Below are 13510 nucleotides of genomic sequence, written 5' to 3' on the forward strand. Positions count from 1 at the left end.
CCTTCCACCGCCGGCCCGCCCGGCGCTTTCCGCCCGCGTCGCCGCCAGCCGATGGCGCGCAGCCGCGTGTCTCGGCGGCTTGTCCTTCATGGCGGCCGCGGCGGCCTGGTCGGCCCCGGACCCTCCCCCTGCGGTGACGATGCGCGAGTTGGTCGACATCGCCCAGCGCCACAAGGCGGACGAATGGGCCGCGGCGGCCGCCAGGCTCGCCGGGCGCGCGCCCGCGGAGAACGGCCGCCCCCGGCCATGGCCAGCGTCCGCTCGCGAGGACGCCGAGGCGCCGCGCCTGTGGACGCTCCAGGCGATCGGTCCGCGCTGGCGCGCCGAGGTGCTCCATCAAGGCCGCGTGCATCGCCTCGACGCGCCCGTGCCTGCATCGGTTCGCATCGGTGGCTGGCGGGTCGTCGACCTCGCGCCCGAGGGCCTGGTCCTCGAGCGCGCGTCCGTGACACCGCGAGGGCCGCGGCGGCTCGTGCTGGCGCCGCCGTGCCGGGGCACGCTGGCGCAGGCCTACGGCTTCGAGGCATCGCCGGCGCGGGAGGGCGAGCCGCTGGCCCAGGCCCTGCCGTCGGCGGGCAGTGAGCATCCGCAGCAGGACGCGGTGCGGCGGGCGGCCGGGCTCCCGCCCGCCGCGCAGACGGCGCCTGAACCCGGACTGCCGCCATGAGCCGGCATCTCGACGATCCCGCCGGTCTTCCGCCGTTCGAGCGCCTGCTGTCCGCCGCCGCCAGCGAAGCGACGGAGCCGGACCGCGACGGCCTGCTGCCCGTGCCGGCGCGCAAGCAGGACCGGCTGGCCGCGCTGGCGTTGCCGGGCGGCCGGTTCCTCGTGGTGTCCGCGCCGGACGAGGTGCACCAGCCGGATTGGTACCGCCTTGTGCAGGCGGGCAAGGCGCGAGGACTGAGCTTCGCCGGCCATCTCACCGCCGAAGCCCCGGTCTTCGCCGCGCTCAGCGCCGGCGCCGCCTTCGCGGCCGCGGAGGCCGCCGCCAGCTCGCCCGGCGCCGAGCCGACCCTCGACGAGCGCCGGGCCGCCGAGAGCGCCCGCGACATCGACGCGCTGGTGGCCGGCTCCTCGCCGATCGAGTGGTTCCGCGGGATCGTGCGGCGCACCCTCGACGCCGGCGCCAGCGACCTGCATCTGGAGCTGCGCGGCCCCATCGCGCTGGCGCGCGTGCGGCTGGACGGCCAGATGCGCGTGCTGGGCCGCCATCCGGCGCGCGCCGCCATTGACGGCGTCTCCGCCGCCTACACGATGCTGGCCGAGGAGCGCTCCCGCACCGAGGTCGCCTTCAACGGCGCCGTGCCGCAGGCCGCGATGATCCCGCTGGATCTGGCCGGGCAGCGCCTCACGCTGCGCTATCAGAGCCATCCGGCGGTGGGCGGCATGGACGTCGTGATCCGGCTTCTGCGCGCGTCCGGCAGCGGCGGCGCGTCCGGCCCCGGTGATCCGGAGCCCGCCAACCGGCCACCCGCGCGCTCGCTGGCGACGCTGGGTTTCACGCCCTGGCAGGCCGGCCAGCTGGACCAGGCGCTCGGCTCGGCCTGGGGCGGTGTGTTCGTCGCGGGCGTCACCGGCTCGGGGAAGACGACCACGCTCAACACCATGATGGCGATGCTGGCCCGCGAGGGCTCGCGCAAGCTGTTCACCATCGAGGACCCGGTCGAGTACGAAACCCCCGGCGTCAGCCACCTCTCGATCCAGCGCGGCGCGGCCGGCGGCGCCGATCCCTTCCATGCGGCGATGCTGGCCTTCCTGCGCATGGACCCCGACGTGGGCCTGTTCGGCGAGATCCGCGACGGCCTGTCGGCCTCGATGGCCCAGGGCGCGATCCAGAGCGGCCACAAGATCCTGTCGACGGTGCACGCCACGTCGGCGCTGGGGATCGTCGGCCGGCTCTCGTCGCGGCTGCTCGGCCTGGCGCGCGAGGACCTGTGCGACCCGGAATTCATCTCCGCCCTCGTCTACCAGGTGCTGATGCCGGTCAACTGCGAGCACTGCAAGCGCCCGGCCGCACAGGTCATGAGCGCCGACGCGTTGCAGGTCTTCGAGGCGGGGTTCGGCCTCGATCCTTTGACCATTCACTGTGCCAGCGCGCGCGGCTGTCCGCACTGCCGGCGCTCCGGCATCGACTATGGCGACGGCGCGCCGGACCTGGAAGACGGCGGCGCCGCCCCAGGCGCCCCCGGTGGCGCGGCGGCCGGCGAGGCCCGCAACGGCACCGCCGGCGTCAAGGTCGGCGCGGAGGTGATCGTCCCGGACCTGCGCCTGCTGGACCTGCTGCGCCAGGGCCGCGACGCCCAGGCCCGGCGCCATTGGCGGCGCCGCCGCAAGGCGCCGTTCACCGACGCCGACATGGACGGCAAGGACGCCTGGGGGCATGTGCTGTACGACGTCGCCTGCGGGCGCGTCGATCCCTTCCATTTCGAGCGGACTTTCGGCAGCGCGCTGATGCTGGCCAGGACGCTCGCGGACGACGACGAGGAATGAACGATGAGGCCGCTGGACTGGCTGCTGCTGCGCCTGGCCGCCCGACGCCTGCGGCGCCGGCGCGGCGATTTCTACTACGACCTGGCATCGGCGCTGGAAGACCGCGTGCCGCTCTTCACGCTGCTGCGCAAGCTCGAAACCCGCGCCCGCCGGCGCTCGCGCGGCGACATGCTGCTGTACCGGCGCATGCTGCGCGCGGCGATGGGCGGCTCGCTGGCCCGCGCGCTGCACGGCGTGGTCCCGCCGACGGAGGTGCTCATGATCGACGCGCTGCAGGGCGGCGGCGACGAGCGCCTGGCCCAGGGCCTGCACTTCCTGTCGGCCACGGCCGAGAAGGTCGACGGCATGTTCCGCGCGGTGCGCAAGGCCGTGGCCTATCCGCTGCTGCTGCTGGCCGCGATGGCCGCCATCCTGGTGGCCTTCTCGCTGCAGGCGGTGCCGGTGCTGGCGGACCTGCTGGATCCGCAGCGCTGGCCTCCGCTCGGACGCGCGCTGCACGCCGTCGCCTGGACGGTGCGTCACCACGGGCTGGCGCTGGGCGGGGGCGCGCTCGCCGCCGCGGCGCTCTTCCTGTGGAGCCTGCCGCGCTGGCAGGGCCGCGCGCGCCGCTGGCTCGACCGCCATCCCCCGTTCAGCCTCTACCGCGACTTCTCCGGCGCGATGCTCGTGATCTCGCTGTCCTCGCTGATGCGGGCCGGCGTGTCGCTGCGCGCCTCGCTGGAGCGCGCCGGCCGGTTCAGCGCGCCCTGGATGCGCTGGCATCTGCGCCAGATCCTGGCGCGCCTGACCGGCCCCGAGGCCGCGCAGTTCGGCCGCGCCTTCGCCACCGGCGTGCTGCCGCCGGCCATGGAGGAACGCGTGCAGGACGCCGCCGAGCGCCGTGATCCGGTCGCTGCCTTCGTGCGCATCGGCATCGGCTCCATCGACCGGCTGCAACTGGGCATCGCCGACTCCGCCGCGCGGCTCAACGCGCTGCTGATGATCGCGGCGGCGGCGCTGCTGCTGTTCCTGCTGGGCGGCTTCCTGTCGACCGTCATGGAAGCGCAGCAGAGCCTGCAGGCCGACATGGGGGGCCTGTGAGACGCGCGCTGGCGATCCTGGTGGCGGCGCTGGCGGCCCAACTGGCCGCCGTGCCGCTGGCGCGAGCGCAGGCCAGCGACCCGTCCCGTTTCGACCACTGCTTTCTCGCCGCCGGGCATCGCTATGGCGTGCCGCCCTTGCTGCTGAAGGCGATCGCACGGCAGGAGTCGGGATTGAATCCGGCGGCGCTGAACCGCAATGCGAATGGCTCGACCGACATCGGCCTGATGCAGATCAATTCGTCCTGGCTGCCGGCACTGGCCCGCCACGGCGTGCGCGAGGCCGACCTGCGCGTGCCCTGCGCCAACATCCTGGTCGGCGCCTGGATCCTGGGCAGCAACTTCCGGTCCATGGGCCGCAATGCCCAGGCGCTGGGCGCTTACAACGCGCGCGATCCGGCCAAGCGGCTGGCCTACGCGCGGCAGGTGCTGCGGCATTACGCCGCGCTGCGCGAGGAACTCAGTCCGCCGCGTCCCGGGCCGCAGCCGGCGCCGGCCCGCCCACGCGCGCGATCATGACCTGGTCGACGCGGTGGCTGTCGACGTCGACGACCTCGAAGCGCCACCCGTGCCACTCGACGACATCGGTGCGCTTGGGGATGCGCCGCAGCATCACCATCAGGAAGCCGGCCAGCGTGTCGTACTGGCCTGGATGCGGGAAGTCGTCCACGCCCAGCGCCCGCTGCACGTCGGGGATGGGCGTGATGCCATCGGCCAGGAAGCTGCCGTCGTCGCGCCGGATGATCTGCTGCTCCTCCTCGTCGGTGGAGACCATCGAGCCCATCACCGTGCTCATCACGTCGTTCAGCGTGATCACGCCCACCACCAGCGAGTACTCGTTCACGATGACCGCGAAGTCCTCATGCGCCTGGCGGAACTGCGTCAGCACCTCGGCCAGCGTCAGCCGGTCGGGCACGATCAGCACCTTCTTGATCAGCGCCGGCTCGGCGCGCAGCGAGATCACCTCGCCGCGCAGCACACGCTGGAACAGGTCGGTCGCGTCGACGTAGCCGACCACCCGGTCGATCTCGCCGTCGCAGACCAGGTAGGTCGAGTGCGGGGAGTCGGCGATGCGCGTGCGCACCAGCGCCTCGTCGTCGTCAAGCGAGAAATACACGATGCGCTCGCGCGAGGTCATCGAGGACTCGACGGTGCGGGTCTCCAGCTCGAAGACGTTCTCGATCACCTGCTGCTCCGCGGCCGCCAGGACGCCGGCCTGCTGGCCCGCGGCGGCGAGGGCGAGGATGTCGTCATGGGTGATCGTGTTGTCCGGCGTCACCGGCCGGCCCAGCAGGCGCAGCAGGCCATCGGAGACCAGGTTCAGCGCCCAGGCCACCGGCCGCAGCACCAGCGTCAGGAACAGCATCGGCCGGATCAGCGCCATCGCCACGCGCTCGGGCTCGTTCATCGAGAGCCGCTTGGGCAGCAGGTCCGCCAGCACGACGAAGAGCGTGGTGACGCAGGTGAAGGACAGTGCGAAGGCCGCGCGCTGCGCGGTGTCGACGTCGATCAGCGGGCGCAGCAGGGTCTCGAAGTGGGGGGTCAGCGCGCCCTCCCCGACCACGCCGGCCAGGATCGCCAGCGTGTTGACGCCGATCTGCACGACGGTGAAGTAGTAGCCGGGTTGTTCCTGGACCTTGAGCACCTGCGCGGCCCGCGGGTCGCCCTCGTCCGCCAGCTGGCGCAGCTTCAGACGCCGCGAGGCGGCCAGCGACAGCTCCGCCATCGAAAAGAACGCGCTGGCGGAAATCAGCAGGAAGATGAGGAACAGGCTGGAACTCAAGGCGGCTTTCGGCGTGAGGAAGCCGCCAGTGTAGCGGGCGGCCCCTGGGCGACGCCGTCCCCCATCGGGGCCAGTCCGGCGGCCGCGAACCGCCCATCGGAGGGAGGCTCATGGCAGATCGGGGGAGCGCACTATCAGCACGACGACGCCCGGGCGGTCCTTGGGATCGCGCTCGCAGCGCAACCACCAGAAGCCGCCCTTGCGCAGGCGCCACGGGGTCTTCTGCGTCAATTGATCCAGCGGCACGCCACCGACCAGATGCGCCAGCGCCAGCCCCAGCGTGGGCTGATGACCGACGACCATCATCGGCGCGGCCGCTTCCGCCCAGTTCACCGCGCCCAGCAGCGCCGCGACGCTGCGTTTGGGCGCGAGGGCGTCGCTCAGTTCCACCTTGCGCCTCAGGTCCTGCACCGTCTGGCGGGTGCGGACCGCCGGGCTGACCAGCACGCGGGTGTCCTTGGGCAGATGCTTGTCAAGCCAGTGCGCCATGTCGCGGGCCTGGCGCTCGCCCCGGCCGGTCAGCACGCGCGACAGGTCGTCCATGCCGGGCGCGGCGTCGGCGGCCTCCGCGTGACGCCACAGAATCAGGTCCATCGATGCCGGCATGGCGTGCGTGCTCCTTCGAGGGGTCGGCGGATTGAAACGCTCTTGCGGCAACTCGCGCTCCCGCGCTTGGGGGACGGCACTCCGCCCGCACGGCGGCGCGGGCGCGCCGCTTGCTGGGGGCTGCAAACCACGCTCCCGGCCTCTAGAAGGGATTTCCCGCCGATGCAACGACAGCCCGCTGGCCCCGCCGGCCTGCCGCTCGCGCCCACCGACGAGATGGCGGCGCCCGGACCGTCCTCCGGAACGCCGCGCCGCCACCACTTCCTGGACGGAGGCGGCGAAATGGGCAGACGCATGCGCGCCCTGGACTGGAGCGCCACGCCCATGGGGCCGCCCGACGGCTGGCCGCAATCGCTCAAGACGGTGATCCGGATGATGCTGGACTCCCGCTACGCGATGTGGATGGCGTGGGGGCCGGAGATGACCTTCTTCTGCAACGACGCCTACCTGCCGACGCTGGGCGTGAAGCGCGACTGGGCGCTGGGCGCGCGCTCCGAGCGCGTCTGGGCGGAAGTCTGGGACGCCGCCTACAGCCGCATCCGGCACGTCCAGGCCACCGGCGAGGCGACCTGGGACGAGGGCCTGATGCTGGTCCTGGAGCGCAGCGGCTTTCCGGAGGAGACGTATCACACCTTCTCCTACAGCCCCGTGTATGACGACGCGCTGCAGGTGGGCGGCATGCTGTGCGTCGTCACCGAGGTCACGGACCGCGTGATCGGCGAGCGCCGGCTGCACCTGCTGCGCGAACTGGCCGCGCGCAGCGTGGGCGCCGAGCATCCGCAGGACTGCGCGCGGCGAGCCTGCGAGGTGCTGGCCGCCTTTCCGCTCGAGATCCCGCTCGCGGCGCTGTATCTGGTCGAGCCCGGTGGCCAGGCGGCCCGGCGCGCCGGCTGCACGCAGGATCTCGGCGATGCCGGCCGCCTGCAGGCGCCGCCCGAGGACCACCTGCCCGAGCGCCTGTCCCTGCGCGAGCCGCCCGCCGGGTGGCCGCTGGCGGCGCTCGACGACGAGGGGCGCGCGCAAGGCCTGTCCCTCGCGGCGCTCGGCGGGCCGCGCGCGCTGCCGCCCTGGCCGGAACCGGTGGATCAGGCGCTGGTGCTGCCGCTCAGGGGTCCCGGCAAGGAGCTCGCCGGTTTCCTCGTCGCCGGTCTCAGCCCGCGGCGCCTGCTGGACGAGGCAGCGCGCCACTTCCTCGACCTGGTGGCCGGCCAGGTGGCCGCGGCGCTCGCCGACGCTTCCGCCTACGAGGCCGAGCGCCGCCGCGCCGAGGGCCTGGCGGCGCTGGACCAGGCCAAGACGCTGTTCTTCTCCAACATCAGCCACGAATTCCGCACGCCCTTGACCCTGATGCTCGGGCCGATGGAGGAGCTCGTGACCTCGCCCGGCCTGGACGGCGCGCAGCGCGACCGGCTCGCGCTGGCGCTGCGCAACGCCCGGCGGCTGCAGCGGCTGGTGAACTCGCTGCTGGACTTCTCCCGGATCGAGGCCGGCCGCGCCCAGGCCCGCTACGTGGCCACCGACCTGGCCGCCTTCACGCGCGACCTGGCGAGCACCTTCCGCTCCGCGATGGAGCGCGCCGGCCTGGCCTTCGAGGTCGACTGCGCGGCGCTGGACGAGGCGGCCTGGGTCGACCGCGAGATGTGGGAGAAGGTCGTCCTGAACCTGCTGTCCAACGCCTTCAAGTTCACGATGCGCGGCCAGGTGACGGTGCGGCTGCGGCAGGAAGGCGCCGAGCCGCGTCTGGCGGTGCTGGAGGTGGCCGACACCGGCAGCGGCATCCCCGCCAGCGAACTGCCGCGCGTCTTCGAGCGCTTCCATCGGGTCGCGGGCGCCGAGGGACGCACGCACGAGGGCTCGGGCATCGGCCTGGCCCTGGTGCAGGAGCTCGTGAAGCTGCATGGCGGACGCCTGGAGGCGTCCAGCGTCCATGGCCAGGGGTCGATCTTCCGCGTGCTGCTGCCGCTGGGACAGGCGCACCTGCCGCGCGAGCGGATCGACACCGCCTCGGCGGCGCCCGGTTCTTCGCCGGCGGTGGCCGACACCACCGGCGCTCGCGCCTTCGTCGAGGAAGCGCTGCGCTGGCTGCCCGCGCCGGAGACCGAGCCGGCCCCCTCCGCCGCTGGCGAGCTCGCGCGCGGCATCGCGACCATGGCGGGCGAGGCGGGCGAGGCGGCGAACGCGCGCCGGCCATTCGCGTCGACCTTCGGCTCACGCGTGCTGGTCGCCGACGACAACGCCGACATGCGCGCCTATCTGCGCGACCTGCTCTCGCCGTGGTACGCGGTGGAGCTTGCCGCCGATGGCCTGCAGGCGCTCGAGGCCGCGCGGCGCACGCCGCCGGACCTGGTGCTGAGCGACGTGATGATGCCCCGGCTCGACGGCCTGGCCTTGCTGACCGCGCTGCGCAACGATCCGCGGCTCAGCGGTGTGCCGGTGCTGCTGCTGTCCGCGCGCGCCGGCGAGGAGGCCCGCATCGAAGGCCTGGACACCGGCGCGGACGACTACATGATCAAGCCCTTCTCCGCGCGCGAGCTGCTGGCGCGGCTGGGCGCGCTGCTGGAGCTGCGCCGCCTGCGCCAGGCCACCGAGGCCGCGTTCCGGCTGAGGACCGAGCAGTTCGAGACCCTGCTCAACGAGGCGCCGATGGGCGTGTTCCTGGTCGCGCACGACGGCCAGGCGCTGCGCATGCGCGAAGCGAATCCGACCGCGCGGGCCACTTTCGGTCATCCGCCGGGGCTGATCGGCGAGCGCTTCGACACGCTGGTGGAACGGCTCTGGGGCCGGCCGCTGTCGGACCAGATCGTGGCGCTGTTCCAGCGCACGCTCGCCACCGGCGATCCCTACCAGACGCCCGAGTTCGTCCAGGAACGCCGTGACCTGGGCGTCACCGAGGCCTATGAATGGCAGATCAACCGCATTCCGCTGGCGGACGGAGCGCCGGGCGTGGTCTGTTACTACCGGGAGATCTCGGCGCGCCTGAACGCCCGGCGGCGGCTGGAAGCGGCCGACCGGCAGAAGGACCAGTTCCTGGCGATGCTGGCCCACGAGCTGCGCAACCCGATCGCGCCGATCCGCAGCGCCGGCGACGTGCTCTCGCGGTTGGGCCTTGCGGACGAGCGCGCGCGCAAGATGGTCGAGATCATCCGCCGGCAGGTCGAGACGCTGACGCGCCTGGTCGACGACCTGCTGGACGTGTCGCGGATCACGCAGGGCCGCATCGAGCTGCAGTGGGGCACGGTGGCGCTGTCGGAGGTCGTCGCGCAGGCGGTGGAGACCGTCCAGCCGCTGATGGACGAGCGCCGCCATGACTTCTCGGTGAGCACGCCGGAGCGCAGTCCGCGGGTGCGGGGCGACCAGGCGCGGCTGGTGCAATGCGTGGCCAACCTGCTGACCAACGCCGCGAAGTACACCGATCCGCAAGGCCGCATCGCCTTGACGCTGAGCGTGGAGGCGCCAGTGGCCGGCGACGCGGGCACGGCGCTGATCGCGGTCAGCGACAACGGCGTCGGCATCCCCCCGGCGCTGCAGGCCACGATGTTCGACCTGTTCGTGCAAGGCGACCGGACGCTGGATCGCTCGCAGGGCGGGCTGGGCATCGGCCTCTCGCTGGTCAAGCAGTTGATCGGGATGCATGGCGGCGACGTCACGGTGCACAGCGAGGGGCCCGCTCGCGGCGCCCGCTTCGAACTGCGCCTGCCGGTGATGGCCGTCGATCAGGCGGTCACTTCAGACCCAGCCGCTTGAGCCCGGCCGTCAGCGTCTGGCGGCAGGCCGCGTAGTCCTTCCAGGGATCCTCCTTCTGGAAGCTGAGACGGTCGCGGGCATTGGCGATGGTCCACTGGTCGCCGCGCTTGATTTCGGCGAGCTCGTCCCAGTCGACCGGCATCGACACGCCCATCCCCGGCCGCGCGCGGGCCGAGAACGCGGCGGCAGTGGTCTGCCCTTCCCCGTTGCGCAGGTAGTCCGGAAAGATCTTGCCGACGCGATTCCTCGGGCCGCTCTTGGCGGAGAACTGCTTCGGGAAGGTCGCGGCCAGGTGCTGCACCACCGCCTGACTGAAGGCCTTCGCAGTCGCGTGGTCGTGACGCCGCTCGAGCGGCACCACCACGTGCAGCCCTTTGCCGCCGCTGGTCTTGACCCAGCTGCGCAGGCCCAGTTCCTTCAGCAGCGCGCGGGTGATCAGCGCCGCCTCGATGACGGCCTTGAACGCGACGCCCTCGCCCGGATCGAGGTCGATGATGAAGCGGTCCGCCCGATCCAGGCGGTCCGCCTGCGCGTTCCAGGTGTGGAACTCGATCGCGTTCATCTGCGTGAGCTGCATCAGGGCCGCCGCATCGGGAATCACGATCAGCTCGTCGCCCTCGACATGCTTCTGGAAGAACAACTGCCCCTCGATGCCATCAGGCGCGCGCACGATGGCCACCGGGCGCTGGCCCAGGTGAGGCAGCAGCCATTCGATGACGCTCTCGTAGTAGCGCACCAGTTCGATCTTGGTGTGGCCGGTGGAGGGATCGATGACGCGGTCGGGGTGGGTGATGCGGAGCTCGCCGGCCGCCTTGATCGGCGGTTTCGGCTTTGCCGCGACAGCCTTCGCGCCCTTGGATTCCGATGGCGACTCCGTCGTCTTCGTGGCCTTCGCGGCCTTCGTGACCTTCGAGCGGTTCGAGGCCTTCGGCGCCTTGGTTGCCTTTGCCGCCGGCGCCGGCTTGACCTCTTGCGCCGGTTTCGCCGACTCGCGTCCGACCTCCTTGGGTGCCTTGTCCTCGCGCTCGCCCTGGAAGGAGGCGTGCCGGATGTGGCCGTCCGGCGTCCACTCGGCGAAGGCCACCTCGACCACCCGCGCCGGTTTCACCCAGCGCGCCGCGCCGCCGGACCGGCCGGTCATCTTGGCCCAGTGGCTGCGCGCGATCGTGGCCTCGTCGAAATGCGGCTTGCGGGTCTCGATCGCGCTCAGGCGCTGGTGCAGCTCGGCGGCCTGCGCGTGCGACCAGCCGGTGCCCACACGGCCGGCGTAGCGCAGTTCGCCGTCCTCGTAGTAGCCCAGCAGCAGGCTGCCGAGCGCCTGCGCGCCATCGGACCGATCGGTGAAGCCGACGATCACGAACTCCTGCCTCAGCTGGCACTTGAGCTTGACCCAGGCATCGCTGCGCGAGGAGACATAGGCGCTGTCCGGACGCTTCAGGATCAGGCCCTCCAGGCGCATCTGACAGGCCGCGGCGAGCATGTCCTGCGGCGGCACGGCGAAGTCCTCGCTGAAGCGCAGGCGCTCGCCCTCGTGGCCGGCCATCAGCGCGCGCAGCACCGCGCGCCGGTCGACCAGCGGCACCTCGCGCAGGTCGTGGCCGTTGAGGAACGGCACGTCGAAGAGGAAGTAGACGATGTCCTCGTGGCGCGTGCGTTTCGGATGGCCGATGGCGTTCTGGAGCAGGTTGAAGTCGGGCGCGCCGTCGTCGCGCAGCACGACGATCTCGCCGTCGAGCCAGGCGTTGTCCAGGCCCAGCGCCTGGATTGCCGCGGTCAGCGACGGCAGCCGCTCGGTCCAGTCGTTGCCGCCTCGGGTGATCAGCCGCGTCATGCCCTTGTCGACGCGTGCCATCAGCCGGTAGCCGTCGAACTTGGCCTCCGCGATCCAGTCGCCGGGCGGCGTCGCGCTGACCAGCGTCGCGAGTTGCGGGCTCAGCTCGGCGGGGAGCCTGGCCTTCTTCGCGCGGCTCAGGTCCGGCGTCCGCGCGCCGGCCGTGGCGGCCTCGGCCTCTGCGGGCCCGGCCTTGCCATGGCCATTGCCCTGGGCCGCGCGCTCCTCAGCGAGTCCGAGCGGATGCTGGATCACGCTGTCGGGCAGCGCGACGGTGACGTCGTAATCGGCATGCGGGCGCTCGAGCCCGTCATGCTTCTTGATGAGCAGCCACTGCTCGCGCCTGGACGCATCACGCGAGGTCCGGACCAATTGCCACAGCCCGGCCAGCTTCTGCCCATGCAGCCGGAACACCAGCTTGCCATCGCGCAGCCCCTGTTCGGCGTCGCCTTCGGGCTCCCAGGTGCCGTTGTCCCAGACGATCACCTCGCCCGCGCCGTACTGTTTCGGCGGGATCGTGCCTTCGAAGCCGCCGTAGGCCAGGGGATGGTCCTCGACATGGATCGCCATGCGGCGTTCCTTCGGGTCGTACGAGGGCCCCTTGGGCACCGCCCAGCTGAGCAGCACGCCGCCGAGCTCCAGCCGGAAGTCGTAATGCAGATGGCTGGCCCAGTGCTTCTGGATCACGAAGGACAGCGCCGCGGACTTGGCGGCGCGCCGCGGCGCCTTCGATGTCCCCGACGTCCCGGACGTCTTCCGGACGGGGCGCGGCCGCCGCCCGGTGTCATCGGGTTCAGGCGTGATGCGGAAGTCCCGCTTCTGGCGATAGCGGGACAGCGGGTCCTGGCGCGGCGAGGTCGGCATGGCGGCGGGTCCTGGTGGCTGAAGTCCGGTGCGCTCAGGCGGACTTCTTCTTGGACTTGCCGCCCAGGCTGCGGCGCAGCAGCTCGGTGAGGTCGACGACATTGCCGCCCTCGCCCGCCGACTCGGGCACGGCCTCGAGCGGCGTGACGGTCTCGGTCTCGCCTTCCTCGACCTTGCGCGCGATCAGGTCGCGGATCGCGGCGGTGAATTCGTCGTGGTAATCCTCGGGATGCCAGTCGCTGCTCATCTCGTCGATCAACTGACGGGCCATCTGCAGCTCGCTGGGCTTGAAGCCGTGCGCCGACTTGCCTTCGGCGGGCAGGTTGAGGTCGTCGCAGGGGCGGATCTCGTTGGCCCAGCGCAGCATGCCGATCATCAGCGCCGGACCGGCGGGCAGCAGCGCCGCCAGGTGCTCCTTGCTGTGGATGACCAATCGCGCGACGGCGATCAGGCCGGCATCGGACATCGCCTCGCGCAGCAGCGCGTAGACCTTGCCCGATTTGCCGATCGGCTCGAGGTAGTACGGTTTCTCGAGGTAGACGAAGGAGACCTGCGTCGCGGGGACGAAGGTCTCGATCTCGATGGTCTGGGTGGTGGTGGGATAGGCCTTGCGGATCTCGTCGTCGGAGACCAGCACGTAATCGCCGTTGTCCTGCTTCACGCCCTTGACGATCTGGGTCTTGTCGATGTCCTTGCCGGTGCGTTTGTTGATGCGCTTGTAGCCCACCGGGTCCATCGTGCGCTTGTCCAGCCAGTCGAAATCGACGCGCTGGTCGCGCGAGGCGGGATACAGCGCGACGGGCACGTGCAGCAGGCCGAAGCTGATCGCGCCCTTCCAGATCGCCCGCCGCGCGGCTGGGGCGTCGTCACTGTCGCCGCGGGCGGAGCCGGCTTCGCCACGCGCCTTGCCGCGCGAGCCGTGGTCGGCGTTGGAGGCGCGCTTGCGCGCGGCGCCTTGCGCGCCGCGGTGGCTGGCGGACGAGCCGTGCGCCGGGCGGGACGAACGGGTCGCGCGGGAGGACGTGGATGCGGAGCGGCTGGGCATGCGGACCTCGGCATGGAAGGGGTCTGACGAGCCCGGTGCGCGGCAAATGGCGCGCCCGCGAGGGCGGT

Annotated in this window: 9 protein-coding genes; 5 read left to right on the forward strand and 4 right to left on the reverse strand. The window is 72.1% G+C overall.

The genetic code is table 11. The features are described 5' to 3' along the window. Positions 1 to 88: 88 nt before the first annotated feature. Genes ABDW61_RS06445 through ABDW61_RS06460 form a run of 4 tightly spaced genes read left to right on the forward strand, consistent with a single transcriptional unit; the run spans position 89 to position 4088 of the window. Positions 89 to 667, forward strand: a complete 579-nt coding sequence (locus tag ABDW61_RS06445) for a hypothetical protein (protein WP_343637374.1) — start codon at positions 89 to 91, stop codon at positions 665 to 667. Beyond that, positions 664 to 2490 (forward strand): ATPase, T2SS/T4P/T4SS family, encoded by a 1827-nt coding sequence (locus tag ABDW61_RS06450; protein WP_343637376.1) that lies wholly within the window; start codon positions 664 to 666, stop codon positions 2488 to 2490. Before ABDW61_RS06445 ends, ABDW61_RS06450 begins: the two co-directional genes overlap by 4 nt. Before the next feature lie 3 nt (positions 2491 to 2493). After that, entirely contained in the window at positions 2494 to 3570 is a 1077-nt protein-coding gene (locus ABDW61_RS06455; protein ID WP_343637378.1) for a hypothetical protein, read from the forward strand. Next, a complete protein-coding gene (locus tag ABDW61_RS06460; RefSeq protein ID WP_343637380.1) occupies positions 3567 to 4088 on the forward strand; it encodes a lytic transglycosylase domain-containing protein in 522 nt (173 codons plus the stop codon). Before ABDW61_RS06455 ends, ABDW61_RS06460 begins: the two co-directional genes overlap by 4 nt. Here the strand turns inward: ABDW61_RS06460 and ABDW61_RS06465 are convergent. Both ABDW61_RS06465 and ABDW61_RS06470 read right to left on the reverse strand, forming a co-directional pair. After that, positions 4030 to 5352, reverse strand: coding sequence for a hemolysin family protein (locus ABDW61_RS06465; protein ID WP_343637382.1), 1323 nt, complete (start codon positions 5350 to 5352; stop codon positions 4030 to 4032). The genes ABDW61_RS06460 and ABDW61_RS06465 overlap by 59 nt on opposite strands. Positions 5353 to 5460: 108 nt before the next feature. Then, on the reverse strand, positions 5461 to 5958 hold the full coding sequence (locus tag ABDW61_RS06470) for a histidine phosphatase family protein (RefSeq protein ID WP_343637384.1): 498 nt from the start codon (positions 5956 to 5958) through the stop codon (positions 5461 to 5463). A 162-nt stretch (positions 5959 to 6120) separates the two neighbouring features. Between ABDW61_RS06470 and ABDW61_RS06475 the strand changes: the two genes are divergently transcribed. After that, positions 6121 to 9702, forward strand: coding sequence for an ATP-binding protein (locus ABDW61_RS06475; protein WP_343637387.1), 3582 nt, complete (start codon positions 6121 to 6123; stop codon positions 9700 to 9702). Here ABDW61_RS06475 and ligD read toward each other — a convergent pair. After that, positions 9680 to 12397, reverse strand: coding sequence for a DNA ligase D (gene ligD, locus ABDW61_RS06480; protein ID WP_343637389.1), 2718 nt, complete (start codon positions 12395 to 12397; stop codon positions 9680 to 9682). The genes ABDW61_RS06475 and ligD overlap by 23 nt on opposite strands. Positions 12398 to 12431: 34 nt before the next feature. Beyond that, positions 12432 to 13442 carry a Ku protein gene (locus ABDW61_RS06485; RefSeq protein WP_343637391.1) on the reverse strand — a complete coding sequence of 337 codons (1011 nt, stop codon included), beginning with the start codon at positions 13440 to 13442 and terminating at the stop codon, positions 12432 to 12434. Between the last annotated feature and the right edge of the window lie 68 nt (positions 13443 to 13510).

The organism is Roseateles sp. (assembly GCF_039595595.1).
Classification (GTDB): Bacteria; Pseudomonadota; Gammaproteobacteria; order Burkholderiales; family Burkholderiaceae_C; genus Roseateles.